Raw genomic sequence first — 16,669 nt, forward strand, 5'->3', positions numbered from 1 at the left:
GGCGGGCCTGGGCTGGCCTTTAATGGGGGCTGAGCCCGCGCGGCGGATCGCACCGTCGCCTCCGACCGACCCTTCGAGGTGCCATGAACTCCCAGAACCCCGACGACCGCGAGTCCCACGGCGAGGGGGGCGGCAACCCCTTCGAGGAGCTGTTCCGCCGCCTGTCCTCCGGGCAGGGGCTGAACCCCGAGGACCTGCGGGGGATGTCCGTGCCCATGGACCCGGCGATGATGTCCGGGCTGTTCTCCCAGATCCAGGCCATGATGTCCGGGATGAGCCGGGACGGCTCCGTGAACTGGGAGGCGGCCCGGGATCACGCCCGCCAGCTGGCCGCCGCCGAATCCGACCCCTCCCTGACCGGCAGCCGCAAGGCCGCCGTGCGCGATGCGATGCAGCTGGCCGGGCTGTGGCTGGACGCGCAGACCCAGTTCTCCCGTCCGGCCGTGCCGGAGGATGCCTGGGTGCGCGTGGAGTGGGTGGACCACTGCTTCGACACGTTCCGCCAGATCGCCGAGCCCGTGGCGGCGTCGGTCTCGGAGGCCATGGGCCAGGCGATGACCCAGCAGATCCCGCAGGAGCTGCAGGCCATCCTGGGGCAGGGCGCGTCCATGCTCAGCGGGATCAGCGGGATGATGTTCGCGATGCAGCTGGGTCAGGCCGTCGGGCAGCTGTCCCGCGAGGCCGTCTCCTCCACGGACATCGGCATCCCCCTGGCCCCGGAGCGCTGCGCCCTGGTACCCACCAACATCGCCGCCTTCGGTGAGGGCCTGGACCTGCCGGAGCAGGAGATCATGCTGTTCCTGGCCCTGCGCGAGGCCGCCCACCAGCGGCTGTTCCACGCCACCCCGTGGCTGCGTCAGGACATCCTGGAGCTGATCCGCCGCTACTCCCGCGGCATCCACGTGGACATGGACCGGATCGAGGAGGCCACCCGCAGCCTGGATCCCACCGACCCCGAGTCGATGCGCACCATTCTGTCCGGGGATCTGTTCACCCCGCAGCTGACGGAGGACCAGGAGGTCACCCTGCGGCGCCTGGAGACCCTGCTGGCCCTGGTGGAGGGCTGGGTGGACGACGTCTGCGCACGGACCGCCGGCAACCTGCCTTCCGCACCCGCGCTGACCGAGACCCTGCGGCGTCGTCGCGCCGCGGGCGGACCTGCGGAGAAGACCTTCGGGTCGCTGATCGGCCTGGAGCTGCGGCCGCGGCGCCTGCGCGAGGCCTCCGAGTTCTGGCGCGCCTACGGCGAGCAGCACGGGGCCGAGGCCAGGGACGCCCTGTGGGAGGCCCCGGAGAACCTGCCCACGGACGAGGACCTGGATCACCCGGAGCAGTTCGAGCCCACCCACGACCTGCTCCACGCCACGGATGAGGAGATGGACGCCGCCCTGGAGAAGCTGCTCTCCGGCGGCTACGAGGACGGGGCGGACTCGGAGGATCCGTCCTCCGGGGAGGACGGGGAGGATTCCTCCGGGGAGTCCTCGAACGGCTCCTCCGGGTCCTGACCCCTGCCGTGGGCGTACCCGGCCAGGTACGCCCGGGCCGTTTCGGCGTGGGGGTAGCGGGCCTCCAGGCGCCGGAAGCGGGGGCCGTGGGAGGCCTCGATGAGGTGGCACAGCTCGTGATGGATCACGTAGTCCAGCACGTAGTCCGGCACCTCCCACAGCTGGTGTGAGATCCGCACGCTACCGCGGGCGGGGGTGGTGGATCCCCAGCGGGTGCGCTGGTTGGTGACCCAGCGGATCGAGACGGGCCGCACCCGGTCCCCCAGCAGCTCCCGGGCCAGGCGTCGGGCCCGCTCGGCGAGGAACGCATCCGAGCGGCGCCGGGAGGTCGGGTCCCCCTCCCCCGCCCCCTGGCGGGCCCGGGCCCGCAGCAGGCGCGGCAGGAGCTCCTCGGCGTGGCGCAGCGCCCGATCCGTGCCCATGCTCGCCGGGATCTGCAGCAGCACCCGGTCCCCGTCCCAGCGGGCGGAGACGGTCTTGCGGCGACGCGCCGAGCGGCGGATCACCAGCGCGGGCCGATCCCCCTCGGCGCGCAGATGCTCATCGGGGAAGGACGGGGCGGGGCCGGGACGGGGCATGAGAGGATCCTAGCCCGACGACGCCGCGCCGGGGCGCCTGCCCGCCGCACGAACCAGCGCGCCGCACGATCCTCCCCGCCGTCGCTCGCGTCGAGGACCTGCCTGCACCGTCCGGGACGAGGGGCCTGTGGATGAGCGGGGATCCGCGCCCACGCATCTGCCAGGGTGGGTGGCATGGACCACTCCTCCGCCGTCGCCCCGCCCATCGTCTCCGTCGAGCACGTGCTCGCCGGCATCCCCCGCGGCGCCCGGGTGCTGTGCCTGGGGCTGGCCGGTCCCGCCGCCCTGATCTGCCGCGGGCTGACCGAGCGGACCGGGGACGAGCTGCCGTGGCTGCTGGACCGGCACCCGGTGACCTCCCGGGATGTCGAGCAGCGGGGGTACCGGAACCAGGACGTGGGCCTGGCCCGGGATCGGGCCCTGTGCGCGGACATCGCCCGACGCACCGGGCGCGCGCTGCCGCTGGGGCAGGGCAGCCACCCGGAGTCGGAGCTGGTGCACCGGGTGTGCCGTGAGCGGCGGCGCCGGGAGCAGGTGATCACCGAGCTGCTCGGCCGGGACGGGCAGCCGTTCTGGCCCGGTCAGGTTCCGGCGGAGCTGGACCCGACGACGACGCCGGGCGCCCCGCGGCGCACCGCCCGGGACCCCGGGTGGCTTTCCGGCCTCGTGGCCCGCTTCGACCGGGTGGTGCAGACCGTGGACGCACACGAGGAGGAGCACTGGGAGCCTCCGCTGGCCCCCGGGACCCCGGTGCTGCAGCTGGTCCTGGATGTCGCCGGGGACCTGCGCGCGGTGGAGGGGGCGGAGAGGACCGTGCCGTGGTGGGCGCGGCGGTGCCGGGACTGCCAGCTGGCGGCGATCCGCGTCGAGGCTGACCCGGACTGCCTGTGCCGCCTCGCCCTGCACCCGGAGATCCGCGAGATCCGCGCCGGCTGAGACCGGACGCGGCGGGCGCAAGCCCGAGCTGCGGGACCCTCAGGACGCTCCACGCCCGCGGGGACGGCGAGTTCCGCGGGGCCGGGCGGTGGCGACGTCGGGGGCTCGGCTCAGGGCTCAGCCCAGGTGCGCCGAGCGCGGGGCGAGCCCCTCGAGGAAGCGGGAGCGGCGCCGGTGGGCCCGCCCGCCCGGGGTGCGGGCCAGGGACCAGGACAGGAACAGCCGCTGCCGGGCCCGGGTGATCCCCACGTACAACAGGCGCCGCTCCTCGTCCAGCTCATCCCCGGTCTCGGCGAAGCCGATGGGCATCAGCCCCTCGGACAATCCGCACAGGAACACCGCGTCCCATTCCAGGCCCTTCGCCGAGTGCAGCGAGGCCAGGGTGACCCCGGACATGACCGGCGCGTCCTGATGGGCGACCCGGCGGGCCAGCTCCTCCACCAGATCCGGCAGGGTCAGCTCCCCCTGCTCCTCGGTCCGCGCCGCGGCCAGCCGATCCGTGAGCGAGACCAGGGCCGCCAGGGACTCCCACGTCGCGCGCACCGCCCCGGTGGAGGCCGGGGGCCGGTCACGGTAGCCGAGGGAGGAGAGCAGGTCCCGCACCAGGCGCGGGGCCGGGGTCTCGGCGTCGGCGCGGGCGGCCGCGCGGATCTGGGCGATGGCGTTCTTGACCTCGGGGCGGTTGAAGAACTGCTCCGTCCCGCGCAACCGGTACCCGATCCCGGCATCGGCCAGCGCCTGCTCGATGACCTGGGACTGTCCGTTGGTGCGGAACAGCACGGCGATCTGCGCGGGGTCCATCCCGTCCTTGTCGATCAGGTCCCGGATGTCCTCGGCGATGCCGGCGGCCTCCTGCTCGTCATCGGCGTACTCGAACCACTCCGGCTCGGGTCCCTTGGGTCGCTGGGCGCGCAGCTCCAGGGGTGTGGCCCAGGCCCCGGGGGTGGAGTCCTTGGCGGGGCGGCGGGCGGCCAGCAGGCGGTTGGCCAGGGTCACCACCTGCGGGGTGGAGCGGTAGTCGCGCACCAGCCGCACGACCTTGCCCTGCGGATGGCGGGAGGGGAACTCCAGCAGGTGCCGGGCGGTCGCCCCGGTGAAGGAGTAGATGGTCTGGGAGGCGTCGCCCACCACGCACAGCTCCTCGCGTCCACCCAGCCAGTTGTCCAGGAGGCGCTGCTGCAACGGGGAGACGTCCTGGTACTCGTCCACCACGAAGTGCCGGTACTGCTGGCGCACGGCCGCGGCGACGGCGTCGTCCTCCTCCAGGATGGCGACGGTGGCCAGCAGCACGTCCTCGAAGTCGATGGCGTTGCGCTCGGTCTTCAGGTCCTCGTAGGCCCGGGCCACCCGCGCTAAGCCCTGGGGAGTGAATCCGGTAGGCAGCTCCTTGTTCCCCAGGTTCTCCTCGAGGGTGTCCGGGGTGAGCATGGAGACCTTGGACCACTCGATGATCGCGGCCAGGTCCCGCAGGATCGCCCGGTCCGTGGTGAAGCGCAGCCGGGAGGCGGCCTCGGCGAGGTACTGGGCCTTCCCCGACAGCAGCTGCGGCGGGGTCCCGCCGACGGCCTGGGGCCAGAAGTACTGCAGCTGGCGCAGGGCCGCGGCGTGGAAGGTGCGGGTCTGCACCCCGGCCGCGTCGAGCCCGTGCAGGCGGGCGCGCATCTCGTTGGCCGCGCGCGCGGTGAAGGTCAGGGCCAGCACCTGCTGGGGCACGTAGCCCCCCGCGGCGATGCCGTAGGCGATGCGGTGGGTGATCGCGCGGGTCTTGCCCGTCCCCGCCCCGGCCAGCACGCACACGGGCCCTGTCAGGCTCGTGGCGACCTCCCGCTGCTCGGGGTCCAGGCCCTCCAGGATCCGGTCCGGGCTCGGGGCGGGCTCCTGCGGGCGCGCTGCTTCGGCGGCGGATCCGCTCCGGGCGGGGGTCATCGTGTGCTCTCGTCCTCCGGGTTCTGGGGCAGGGTCTCGGGTGCCTTCTCGGGCGGGTTCTGGGGCGCCTTCTCGGGCAGGGTGCCACCGTACCAGTCGGCGATCAGGTGGTGGGCGATCGAGACTGGTCCGGGCAGGCGCACCCGTCCGGCGCGGACCTCCCCCGCCAGCTCCCTGCGGGTGAACCAGCGGACCCGGGCGATCTCCGTGCCGTCCGGGCGGGCCGCGCCCGGTTCGGCAACGACGGCGCGGAAGCCGAGCATCAGCGAGCGCGGGAAGGGCCAGGGCTGGGAGCCGCGGTATTCGGCGCGCACCACCCTGACTCCCGCCTCCTCGCCGACCTCCCGGGCGACGGCGGCTTCCAGGCTCTCCCCGGCCTCCACGAAGCCGGCGAAGGTCGAGTAGCGGTCCGCGGGCCACCGGGCGGAGCGGCCCAACAGGATCCGCTCCTCCCCGTGTTCGTCGGTGTGCACGACGGCGGCGATGATCGCCGGATCGGTGCGGGGGAACAGCTCGGTGCCCTCGGCGGCGCAGGTGCGGGCCCAGCCGGCCCGGGTGGGCTCGGTGGGGGCACCGCACCGGGGGCAGTGCCGGGCCTGCTCGTGCCAGCGGTACAGGGCCAGCCCGGCGGTGAACCACCCGGTCTGCTCCGGGTCCAGCATCTCCGCGGCCTCGCGCAACCCGAGCCGCCGCGATGGTGCCCCGGCCGCGGTTCCGGACGTGGTGGCGGTGGAGGCCTCGCCGGGGGTCTGTGCGGTGGGCAGGGCCAGCAGGACGGGGGCGCCGTCGGCGGCGAGCCCCAGGTGGGCCAGGGGGCCTGCGACCGGCGCGGTCCCGGCCCAGGCGATCTCGGCGCGGGCGCCACCCCGGGTGGTCGCTGGGGCGGCGTCGCGAGCGGGGGCGGCGTCGGCCGTCGCAGCGTCGGCGGGATCCGGCAGGCACCGGATGGGCGCCCGACCCTCGGCGTCCAGAGTAAGCACGCGGGTGCGCGGGTCCCGGAGCGCGGCGGGCAGCAGCGCGGAGGTGTCGGCTTCCAGGTCGTTGCGGCGCAGCGGGTGGGTCCCCAGCAGCAGCGCCCCCAGGGGCGGGAGGATCCCGGGGTTCTCGGCGGTGCTCATGCGCTCAGCGTGCTCCCGGGGGTCTCTTGTAGTCTGTGGGGGTGACTTCCACACCGCTAACGTTAGCCGCTATGGCCTCGGCCGGGGTGCCCGGGCTCTTCCCCGTGGCCGTCGACGCGTATGAAGTCGAGAACCCCGAGTACGTCGGCGCGGTGGTCCTCGACTCCGCGCGCCAGCGGTGGATCGTGCGCTGCCCGCGCACCCAGGAGGCCAGCGTCCGGCTGGAATCCGAGCACGTCATCCTGCATTCCTTCACCCCGGGGCTGCGGGCTCGCCTGCCCTTCCAGCTGCCCACCGTCGTCGGCTCGGCGGACCGGGACGGGCTGCGGACGTTCGTGTACCCGGAGATCCCGGGTGAGGTGGTGGACATCGAGGAGCTGGTGCGCCGCTCCCACGTGGTCTCCCCGGAGCGGGAGCCGCTGAGCACCCAGCTGGGCAAGGCCCTGGCCACGATCCACACCCTGCCGATCGAGATCGTGCGGGAAGGGGATCTGCCGACCTACACGGCCCAGCGCTGCCGGGACCGGATGCTGGCGGAGCTGGACCGGGCGGCAGGCACCGGCAAGGTCCCGGCGCCGCTGCTGCGCCGGTGGGAATCCCGCCTGGAGGACCCCCGGCTGTGGCGCTTCCGCCCGACCGTGATCCACGGGGACCTCTCCGAGGAGAACCTGGTGCTGGACGGCACCCGCCTGGCCGCGGTGCGCGGCTGGCACGACATGCAGGTCGCGGATCCCGCGGCGGATTTCGCGTGGCTGATGAGCTGCCCGGACCAGGACTTCGCGGACGCGATCGTGGAGGTCTACACGGTGCAGCTGCCGCACACCCCGGATCCCCACCTGCTGCGCCGGGCCTACCTGCACGCCGAGTTCGCGCTGGCCCAGTGGCTGGTGCGCGGCACCGAGCAGGGGGACGAGGCCACGGTCAGCGAGGCCCAGGCGATGCTGCGCACCCTGGAGCGGGACCTGCGCGAATCCGGCGCCCTCGACGAGCCCCGGGATGCCGACGCACCCGCCGACTGACGCCCGCTCCCTCGACTGAACCGCGCTCCCGACGACGGGCGAGCTCCACTCAGTCTGTCCGCCTCGGGCGCGCCGAACCGACCGATCCGCCGTCAACCCCCGGGCGCCCTGTGCTCACCGCGGGGCGTGTCCCAGCCGGGCCAGCAGCGCGCTCAGCTCCTCCTCCCCCGGCAGGTGCTCCGGGGTGATCTCCCGGTTCTGGGCGATGTAGTGGAAGCTGGCGCGCACCGTCGCCGGGTCCAGATCCCGCAGGCGGGCGAAGGCCAGCCGGTACACGGCCAGCTGCACGGACCGGTCCGCCAGCTCCCTCCCGGTGGGCACCCGGCCGGTCTTCCAGTCCACCAGCTCCCATTCCGGTTCCCCCGGGGCCGGGTCCGGGGTGCGGAACACGGCGTCGATCCGCCCGCGCACCGTGATCCCGCCGAGGCTGGTCTCCAGGGGCAGCTCCACGGCCCACGGCTGACGATCCGCCCACCGGGAGGCCAGGAACTTCTCCTGCAGGGTGCTCAGCTCCTGCGGGGTCTCCTCCTCCGGGTCCGCCAGCCGCTCGCCCAGATCCAGCATGGCCGGGGCCCCGTAGCGGTGCTCGAGCCACTCGTGGAAGCGGGTCCCGGCCCGCGCCTGGGCCGAGGGCCGCCGCGGCATGGGGCGACGGACGGCGCGCAGCACCGCCTCCGGGTCCTCGGCCAGGCCCACCACCAGGGAGGCGCTGACGTGGCGGGGGATCTCGGTGCGCTGGGCGGCGCGGGCCCGGGTCCGACGCAGGGCCAGCAGCAGCTCGGTCTCCTCCTCCCAGGCCAGGGTCTCGGGAGTGCTCTCCCCCGGCGCCTCACCCGCTCGGGCTGCGGCGTCGGCGGCAGGCCCGCCGGTGCGCTGAGCGATCCGCTGGCGCACCAGGGCGGCCGCCCGCTCCACCTCGGCCCGGCGGCTGCGCACCGGACCGGGGTCCAGCGCGGCGTCGGCCTGCGCGGTCCCGGTGAGCCCGTCCAGGGTCTCGAGATCCTCCCATCGGGTCTCCGCCGGCTGGGTCAGGGGATCAAAGGGCCACAGGGCCACCAGGACGCTGCTGCGCTGGGGGTTCTGTTCCCCGGCCTCCAGCGGCGCGGCCTCGTGCACGATCCGCACCGACTCCTCGGGCAGGTCCGCCAGGAACCGGGAGGGCACCCGGGGCTTGGCGCGGGTGCCGGTCCAACGGCTGGATCCGATGCCCACCAGCTCCCGGGCGCGGGTGATGGCCACGTAAGCCAGGCGCCGCTCCTCGGCGACCACCCGCTCGTCGTTGTCCTCCAGGAAGGCCGTCCAGCTCTCCTGCAGCCCCGTGGTGCCGGTCTGGTCCGTGTCCCACTGGGGCAGGTGCCCGCGGTCCCCGCGCAACGGCCAGGGCAGGGCGCCGAGGCTGTTGAGCCAGTGCTCGCGCTGATCCGTGGGGAAGACCCCCTCGGCCATGCCGAACAGGTGCACCTCATCCCATTCCAGCCCCTTGGACCCGTGCACGGTCAGCAGCTGCACGGCCCCCGGGACGGCGGGTCCGGCGGGCAGCGGCAGGCCGCTCTCCTCCCGGGCGGCGGTCTCCAGCCAGGCGAGGAAGGCGGTGACCCCGGCGGCGGAGGACGTCACGGTGTAGCGGTGCTCCTGCGGGGTGGCCTGTTCCGCCGCGTCCGAGTCGGCGCCCGCCGGGGCGAACAGCTCCGAGTGGGTCCCGGCCTCCAGGGTCGCCGCCATGCGCGGGGCGGTGGCGCAGTACTGGGCGGCGGCCTGGTGGAAGGCGTCCAGGTGCATCCGCGCCTCGTGCGCGGAGCGCCCCGGGTGGGAGGCCAGCTCGATGTCCAGCAGGCTCAGCCGCTCGATGTGGTGCAGCAGCGTGGTGAGGTCCTCGCCGAGGTAGCCGCGCAGCTCCTCCAGCTCCCGCGCGCACCGTTCCAGCCGCTGCCGGGCCTCCGGACTCAGGGCGCGCCCGGTCGCGGAGGTCCAGGCCGGTCCGGGCAGGGTCTCGATGCCCTCGATGAGGCTGGCCCCGTCCGTCTCGTCCCCGCCGCCGGTGCGCAGCAGCTCCTGCACGGCTTCCCGGGCCTGGGCCTCGGCCTGCTCCGGATCCGGGGCCTCGCCCCGCCCGGCGCGCAGCCCCTCCTCTCCGGGAACGTGACCTTCGGGGGTGGTGAGGTCCTCGGCGATCCCGCGCTCCACCGCCCGGCGGCGGCGTCGGGCGAGGAAGCGAGCCCAGTCGTTCAGGGCCATCAGGTCTCGGGCGCCGAGCCGCCAGCGGGCCCCGGCCAGCAGCCGCATCAGGGCATCGGCGCGGGACGGGTCGGAGAGCACGCGCAGGGTCGCGACCATGTCCACGACCTCCGGGGTCTGCAGCAGCCCGCCCAGACCCAGGACCTCGGCGGGCACCCCCTGCCGCTCGCATTCGGCCCGCACGGTCTCCAGCTGGGCCCGGGCCCGGCACAGCACCGCGGCAGTGGCCGGCTCCCGGCCCTCGGCCCGCGCCTGCTCGGCCCGCTCCCGGATGCCGCGCACCAGGTCTGCGGCTTCCTCCTCCTCACTGATCCAGGTGCCGGTGAGCACCTGGCCCGGGGTGGGCTCGGGACGGGGCACGAGGTCCGGGACGGGGAAGCGCCGCTCCCCCGGCGCCCAGGGTGCCGGCCGTCCCAGGGGGGCGGCGACGGCGTTGGCGGCGTCGAGGATGCGGGTGCCGTTGCGCCAGGCCGCGGTCAGGTAGGACGGTGCGGCGTCCTCGGCCGGGAAGTAGGCGGGGAAGTCGAACAGCTGACCCTCGGAGGCGCCGCGGAAGCCGTAGATGGACTGCTTGGGATCCCCCACCGCCATGACGCTGTGGCCGTCCCCGAACAGCGTGGAGAACAGCACCATCTGGGCGTGGGAGGTGTCTTGGAACTCGTCCAGCAGCACCACCTTGTACAGCTCCCGCTGCTCCCGGGCGACGGCGGGCACCTCGCGGGCCAGGCGGGCGGCGTCGAGCAGGAGGTCCCCGAAGTCCATGACCTGCATGGTCTGCTTCAGCCGCTGGTAGCGCACCGCCAGGCGGGCGACCAGCAGCTTCTGCTCCAGCTTGGTCACGGCGGCGTTGCGGGCGGCTTCGGCCTTCTTCAGCTGTTTGGGGTGGTCGTTGGGCAGGACCCGCAGGCGCGCCAGCTCGGTCTCGCAGGTCGCCGCGACATCGGCGGGGTCCACGAGGTGCTCGGCGCACTCCCCGCTGAGCTGCAGCACGGCGGTGACCAGGGTGGAGGCGGCCGGCACCTGCTCGGGCAGGGGCCCCTCCCAGTGGGCGACGAGCTGGGCGGCCAGCTGGTGGCTCTGGGCGGCACCCAGCTGGGCGGCGTCGCGCTCGACGCCGATGCGCAGCCCGTACTCGCTGACCAGGGCCTTGGCGTAGGAGTGGTAGGTGGACACGGTCGGGTCCAGCTCCGGGGCCTGCGGATCCTCTCCCGGGGGGCGCAGGCCGTGTTCGGCCAGGGTCGCCAGCCGGGAGACCATGCGCTGGCGCAGCTCCGCGGCGGCCTTGGTGGTGAAGGTGACGCCGAGGATCTCCTCGGGCCGGGCGAAGCCGTTGACGACGAGCCACACGACCCGGTCCACCATGGTCGCGGTCTTCCCGGATCCGGCCCCGGCCACGACCAGGCGCGGGGCGAGGTCGGCGCTGATGATGCGCGACTGCTCCGCGGTGGGGGCGGGGTGCCCGAGGATGCGGGCGATCTCCTCGGGGGTGTGGCGGGCCTGGGCGGCGAGGGGGGTGCTCATGGCTGGGTGACCTGCCTTCCGGTGGCGCACAGGGGACAGATCTCGGGCAGGGCGCAGCCGAGTCCGTGGGCGCCGGTGTTCTGCTCGGTGTGCCGGGCTTGGAAGCGCTCGTGGGCGATCAGCTCGGCGCAGCGCTGCACGAGGTCCACCGCCCACTGATCCTCCGGGCCCAGGGCCTCCTGGTGCTGGTTCCCGTAGGAGGCGGTGCCGGTGCCCAGCTGCACGAGGGCCGCACCGCCGGAGAGCTCGGTCAGGCGGGCTCCGCGCAGCTCGAGGACCTCGGGCTCGCCGTCTCGCCGCCCGGAGGCCTGCTGCGAGGCGGCGGCATCGGGCGAGTCCCCCGGGTCGGCGGCGTCCGGCGGTCCGGCATCCGCCCCGTCTCGGGCTTCCGCCCCGTCCCGCGCAGCCTGGGCGGCCATCGCCTGGCCGGCCCCGGCGGCCAAGGCCACCTGGTACCCGGCCAGCTGGGGGTGGTGGGCCATCTGCGCTTTGGTGGGCGCGTGGCGCCCGGTCTTCAGGTCGATCACCACGTACCGGCCGAGCTGGTCCACCTCGAGGCGATCCACGCGCCCGGTGAGCAGGGCGTCGCGGGCGGGCCCGGGCACGAGCACCTGGAAGGAGCCTTCGATGCCGGCCAGCCGGCGGCCCTCCTTCAAACGGGAGTCCACGGCGTACTGGGCGAATTTGCGGATCATGGTCTCGGCGCGCTGCCAGGTCTGCTCGGTCTCCCAGGTTTCAGGCAGGCGCAGGGCCTCGAAGCGGCGGCGCAGCTCGGCGACGAGCTCGTGCCCGGGGGCTTCGGGCAGGTCCTGGGCCACCTCGTGGATGAGGGTGCCGAGGGAGCGGGACAGGTCCGTGCCGGCCTGCCCGCCGGAGACGGCGACGAACCAGTCCAGCGGGGAGCGCACGATCCCCTCCATCCGCGAGGGGGTCACCGGCACGGGCTTCTCGGCCGGCAGGGCGGGCTCGGTGCTGGACAGCGGGGCCAGACCCCACCAGTCCTGCGGGTGCGCCCCGGGCACCGGCGGCAGCGGGGCCCGCGGCGCACCATCCTCCGCGGCGGCCCGCGCGGCGTCGTCGGCCGGACCGCCCTCACCCGGGGCGTCAGCATCCGGGGCGCCGTCATCCAGGGCGAGGCGGGCCAGGCAGTCCGCGGCGCGCAGGGCCCGATCCGGGTCCTGAGGGTCCTGGGCGGCCCTGCGCAGCTCGGCGACCAGCCCGCGTAGGGTCATCGGCCGGCGCACCGGGGTCAGGGCGGGCTGCTGCATCTGGTCCGGGGCGAGCATGGCCAGCAGCTCGCTGGGCTCGGTCTCGGCGTCGGCGACGGCGGTGACCACCAGGCGCCGCGAGGCCCGGGAGATGGCCGCGGCGAACATGCGCAGCTCATCCACCCGGGTCTCGCGCACCCGCATCCCGTGGGTGACGCGGGCGGCCTGCTCGGGACCGAGGAACACGGCGTCGGCCAGCTGCGGGGCGGCCAGCAGTCCGCCGCGCACGGTGAGGTTGGGCCAGACCCCGTCCTGCACGCCGGAAACGATCACCACGGGCCATTCGCGCCCGGCCGCGGAGGCCGGGGTCAGCAGGCTCACGGCCGCACTGGGGCCGCCGACCGGCGCGAGGGTGTCCATGGGCAGGTCCTGGCTGTCCAGGTAGTCCAGGAACTGCTCGACGCCGGCGCCGGTCTGCTGCTCGGCGAAGCGCTCGGCGGATTTGAACAGCTCGACCATCGCGTCCAGGTCCCGGTGGGCCCGCTGGGCGGCCGGGCCGCTGCCCCGGGAGGTCTCCTCCCAGGTCTTCGCCAGGCCGCTGGCCTCCCACAGGGCCCACAGCAGGTTCTCCGCCGAAACGTCCGGCTCGGCCATCGCGGCCCGGCCCGCGGCCAGCACCGCGCCGACCCGACGCAGCCCGGCGGTGCCGGGGCCGCTGCCGGCCAGATCGGGGCCCTGCTCCCCCTCGACGGAGGCCTCGGTCCCGTCGATCTGGCGCAGGGCGGCCAGCAGCAGCTCGTCCCCGGAGCGCCGTCCCCCGGCCCGCAGCTCGCGGGCGCGCAGGGTCTGGCGCAGCCGACGCAGCCCGGAGGGGCTGGTGCCGCCCAGCCGGGAGGTGAGCAGGTCCAGGGCGCGCGCCCCGGCCTCCTCCTCCCGGTCGGTGAGGATCCACAGGGCGTCCAGAAAGGGCCGCACGGCCGGCTCCTCGCGCAGCGGGGTCTCCGCCACCGGCACGGTCGCGGCGATGCCGTCGGCGTCCAGGTGCCGCTGGATCCGCGCCAGGGAGGAGCCGTTGCGCACGATCACGGCCATCTCCTCCAGCCCCCGGCCGCCCAGCACGTGCTCCTCCAGGATCAGCTGGGACAGCAGCCGCAGCTCCTCCTGCTCGGAGCCCACGAGCAGCACCTCGGGGGCGCCGTCGCCCTGTCCCTCCACTCGCCTCCGCTGGTGCACGGCTCTTTCCGGAGCCACGTCATCGGGCTGCCCCTCGGTGGATTCGGCAGGCTGGGCGGGGGTGCGCTGGGTCAGGGCCCCGGCGACTACGGGGATCCGGTGGGCGATCCGCTCGAAGGCCGGGACCAGGCCCGCGGGCATCCGGTGGCTGGTGGAAAGGCTGACGCTGCGCAGGCCGTCCAGGGCGGGCAGGCGGCGCTCCAGGCCGGTGAGCAGCTCGGGTCGGGCGCCGCGGAAGCCCTGGACCACGGTGTCCGGGCAGGCGGTGAGCACCAGCTCGGCCGGGTCCGCCAGCCCCGCGGGATACAGGGCGCCGAGCAGCCGCACGACGGCGGGGCTGGCCTCCTGCAGGTCATCGGCGAGGATCAGGCGCAGGCGGGTGTGCTCCTGCTTCACGAACTCCGGGTGGGTCTCCAGGAAGGCGGCGGCTTCGTGGATCAGGGCGGAGGGGTCGTAGGCGTGGGGCATGCTCAGCCGGCGCAGCTGCTCGTACTCCACCCGGAAGTCCGCGGCGGCCACCCACTCGGGGTGCGCCATGGACCGTCCGAGCTCGCGCACCTGATCGGGGCTGAGGTCGAACTCCGCGCAGCGGTCCAGGAACTCGCGGATCTCCCGGCGGAAGCCGCGGGTGCGCAGGGCCTCCCCCAGATCCGTCGGCCAGGCGGGCGGCCGGCCGATGCCGCGCCGGTGGGTCTCGATCATCTGGCCGATGAGCACGTCCTGCTCCGGGCCGGAGAGCAGCCGCGGCTCGAAGGCCACCCCCGGCAGCTGCCCGGCGGCGTGGGCCCGACGCAGCACGTCGAAGGCGTAGGAGTGCCAGGCGCGGGCCGGCGGGGAGGAGACGGTGGCCCCGATGCGCTCGGAGAACTCCTGGCGCAGCCGGTCCGCGGCCAGGCGGCCGGGAGCCAGCAGGAGCACCGAGGCGGCGTCGTTCCCGGCGCGCACGAAGTCCAGGGCGCGGCGGATCAGGGCGGTGGAGCGCCCCGTCCCGGGGGCTCCCAGCAGCAGGGTTCCGGTGCCCGCCATGTGCTCCTCCTCGTCTCGCCTCTCACACCCGGCGCCGCAGCCGGGGTGTCTGTCCGCTCTCCATGAGACCACGGGCGACTGACAGATCGAAGCACCCCCGCGACGTCGGGCCCGGCGGGCCGGACCGGGTACGGTGATTCCCATGAGCACCGACGGCGCGACCGAGCAGCGGCCCTGGACCGAGCTTCCCCGGGCCACCTTCGACCTGGAGACCACCGGCCCCAACCCCATGACCGCGCGGATCGTGACCGCCTCGCTGATCCTGGTGGCCCCGGACGGCGAGGTGCTGCGCCACGGGGAGTGGCTGGCGGATCCGGGAGTGCCGATCCCGGAGGAGGCCGCGGCGGTGCACGGCATCACCACGGAGCACGCCCGGGAGCACGGCGCCCCGGTGCGGCAGGTGACCTACGAGCTGGCCTCGGCCCTGGGCGGGCTGTTCGCCGACGGGGTGCCGGTGTTCGCCTTCAACGCCTCCTATGACTTCACGGTGCTGGACCGGGAGCTGCAGCGCCACGAGCTGCCGCCGCTGGAGCCGTTCCCGGTGGTGGATCCGCTGGTGCTGAACAAGCAGGCGGATAAGTACCACAAGGGCAAGCGGACCCTGGGCGTGCTCACCGAGGAGTACGGCGTGGAGCTGAAGAACGCGCACACCTCGGCCGCGGACTGCCTGGCCACCGAGCGGCTGGGAGCGGCGATGGCCCGGAAGTTCCCCCAGCTGGCGATGCCGGCCGGGCGGCTGCACGAGCAGCAGGTGCAGTGGGCGAAGGAGCAGGCCGCGGATCTGCAGGCCTACTTCCAGCGGATCGGCAAGCAGGCCACCGTGAACGGGGACTGGCCGGTGCGCCCGGGTCGCTCGGAGCGGTAGCCGACGACGCCGCCGGGCCCCTTGACGTTTCCCATGACAGAAACATGTGTTTCTGTTGATGACGACGTCGGCGTCACCGCTCGGGGCGGACGTTCGGCTCTGTGCCCCCCCTATTCCCCCGGCCGTTGCGCCTCGGCCGCCGCGCGGACGGCGTCGGGCAGGGCGGAGAGGATGCGGTCCATCGCGGCGTCGTCGTGCGCGGCGGAGAGGAACCACGCCTCGAAGGGCGAGGGCGCCAGGTACACCCCGGCGTCGAGCATCGCGTGGAAGAAGGCCGGGTAGCGCCAGGACTCCGAGGCCTTGATGTCCGCGTAGTTGCGCACCCCGTGCTCCCCGGTGCCGAAGGCCAGGGAGAAGATGTTCCCCGCGGTCTGGATGGAGTGGTCCACTCCGGCGGCCGTCAGCGCCTCGGTCAGGGCCTGGCGCAGCTGCTGCGAGCGGGCGTCCACCGTCCGGTACACCTGCGCGTCCGCGTGGTCCAGGGTCGCGATCCCGGCGGCCACGGACAGCGGGTTCCCGGACAGGGTGCCGGCCTGGTAGACCGGGCCGGTCGGGGCCAGCTGCTCCATGACCTCGCGACGTCCGGCCAGAGCGGCGATGGGCATCCCCCCGCCGATCACCTTGCCGAAGGTGAAGATGTCCGGGGCCCAGCCGCCCTGCTCGGGGCTGGTCAGCCCCCAGAACCCGGCCGAGGAGGCGCGGAACCCGGTGAGCACCTCGTCGAAGATCATCAGGGCGCCGTTCTCCCGGGTGATCTCCCGCAGCCCCTCGTTGAACCCGGGCCCCGGAGTCACCACGCCCATGTTGCAGGGGGCGGCCTCGGTGATCACCGCGGCGATCTGCCCCGCGTGCTCAGCGAAGGCCTTCCGCACCGCGTCCAGGTCGTTGTACGGCAGCACGATGGTCTCCGCGGCGGTGGCCGCCGTGACCCCGGCCGAGCCCGGCATCGCCAGGGTCGCCACCCCGGAGCCGGCCTCGGACAGCAGCGCGTCCACGTGCCCGTGGTAGCAGCCGGCGAACTTGATGATCAGGTCCCGCCCGGTGATCCCGCGGGCCAAGCGGATCGCCGTCATCGTGGCCTCGGTGCCGGTGGAGACCAGCCGGACCTGCTCGATCGCGGGCTCACCGGCGGCCGCGGCGTTGATCCGCTCCACCACGGTCTCCGCCAGCTCCGTCTCCCCGGCCGTGGAGGCGCCGAAGGACAGCCCGTTCTCCGCCGCCGCGTGCACCGCGTCGATCACGGCCGGGTGGCGGTGGCCCAGCAGCGCCGGACCCCAGGAGCCCACCAGGTCCACGTACTCGAAGCCGTCCGCGTCCGTGACGTACGGGCCCTGCGCCTCCACGATGAACGGCGGCACCCCGCCCACGGAGTTGAAGGCCCGCACGGGCGAGTTGACCCCGCCGGGGATGACGCGGCGGGACCGGGTGAACAGATCCTCGGAGATGCTCATGACGACTCCTTCGAGACGATGACGATGGTGCGGACGCGCCGGGACCTC

At 74.5% G+C, this 16,669-nt stretch carries 10 protein-coding genes; 4 read left to right on the plus strand and 6 right to left on the minus strand.

The features are described 5' to 3' along the window. Positions 1-83 precede the first annotated feature (83 nt). On the plus strand, positions 84-1,505 hold the full coding sequence (locus tag KKR01S_RS01005) for a zinc-dependent metalloprotease (RefSeq protein ID WP_061225047.1): 1,422 nt from the start codon (positions 84-86) through the stop codon (positions 1,503-1,505). Here KKR01S_RS01005 and KKR01S_RS01010 read toward each other — a convergent pair. Next, positions 1,412-2,083, minus strand: a complete 672-nt coding sequence (locus KKR01S_RS01010) for a M48 metallopeptidase family protein (RefSeq protein ID WP_081101435.1) — start codon at positions 2,081-2,083, stop codon at positions 1,412-1,414. The two genes, KKR01S_RS01005 and KKR01S_RS01010, sit on opposite strands and share 94 nt — an antisense overlap. Before the next feature lie 174 nt (positions 2,084-2,257). Here KKR01S_RS01010 and KKR01S_RS11415 point away from each other — a divergent pair, with 174 nt between their 5' ends. Further along, complete coding sequence (locus tag KKR01S_RS11415; protein ID WP_061225048.1) at positions 2,258-3,019, plus strand: hypothetical protein; 762 nt, start codon at positions 2,258-2,260, stop codon at positions 3,017-3,019. A 117-nt stretch (positions 3,020-3,136) separates the two neighbouring features. On the opposite strand, the gene KKR01S_RS01020 is transcribed toward KKR01S_RS11415, so the two are convergent. Together KKR01S_RS01020 and nudC are read right to left on the minus strand one after the other, a co-directional pair. Next, the gene (locus tag KKR01S_RS01020) at positions 3,137-4,945 is read right to left on the minus strand and encodes an ATP-dependent helicase (protein ID WP_081101436.1); all 1,809 of its coding nucleotides are present in this window, start codon (positions 4,943-4,945) and stop codon (positions 3,137-3,139) included. Next, on the minus strand, positions 4,942-6,063 hold the full coding sequence (gene nudC / locus KKR01S_RS10440) for an NAD(+) diphosphatase (protein ID WP_081046317.1): 1,122 nt from the start codon (positions 6,061-6,063) through the stop codon (positions 4,942-4,944). Before nudC ends, KKR01S_RS01020 begins: the two co-directional genes overlap by 4 nt. Before the next feature lie 71 nt (positions 6,064-6,134). Between nudC and KKR01S_RS01025 the strand changes: the two genes are divergently transcribed. Next, complete coding sequence (locus KKR01S_RS01025; protein WP_058731687.1) at positions 6,135-7,082, plus strand: phosphotransferase; 948 nt, start codon at positions 6,135-6,137, stop codon at positions 7,080-7,082. 114 nt (positions 7,083-7,196) lie between these two features. On the opposite strand, the gene KKR01S_RS01030 is transcribed toward KKR01S_RS01025, so the two are convergent. Next, positions 7,197-10,838, minus strand: coding sequence for an ATP-dependent helicase (locus KKR01S_RS01030; RefSeq protein ID WP_061225049.1), 3,642 nt, complete (start codon positions 10,836-10,838; stop codon positions 7,197-7,199). Next, a complete protein-coding gene (locus KKR01S_RS01035; protein ID WP_061225050.1) occupies positions 10,835-14,305 on the minus strand; it encodes an ATP-dependent helicase in 3,471 nt (1,156 codons plus the stop codon). Before KKR01S_RS01035 ends, KKR01S_RS01030 begins: the two co-directional genes overlap by 4 nt. Before the next feature lie 142 nt (positions 14,306-14,447). Here KKR01S_RS01035 and KKR01S_RS01040 point away from each other — a divergent pair, with 142 nt between their 5' ends. Further along, complete coding sequence (locus KKR01S_RS01040) at positions 14,448-15,170, plus strand: 3'-5' exonuclease (RefSeq protein WP_061225051.1); 723 nt, start codon at positions 14,448-14,450, stop codon at positions 15,168-15,170. Positions 15,171-15,280: 110 nt separating this feature from the next. Here the strand turns inward: KKR01S_RS01040 and hemL are convergent, their stop codons facing one another. Continuing rightward, a complete protein-coding gene (gene hemL, locus KKR01S_RS01045) occupies positions 15,281-16,621 on the minus strand; it encodes a glutamate-1-semialdehyde 2,1-aminomutase (RefSeq protein ID WP_061225052.1) in 1,341 nt (446 codons plus the stop codon). Positions 16,622-16,669 lie beyond the last annotated feature (48 nt).

Origin of the sequence: Rothia kristinae NBRC 15354, assembly GCF_001570865.1 — a bacterium.
In the GTDB taxonomy this organism is placed as follows: domain Bacteria; phylum Actinomycetota; class Actinomycetes; order Actinomycetales; family Micrococcaceae; genus Rothia; species Rothia kristinae.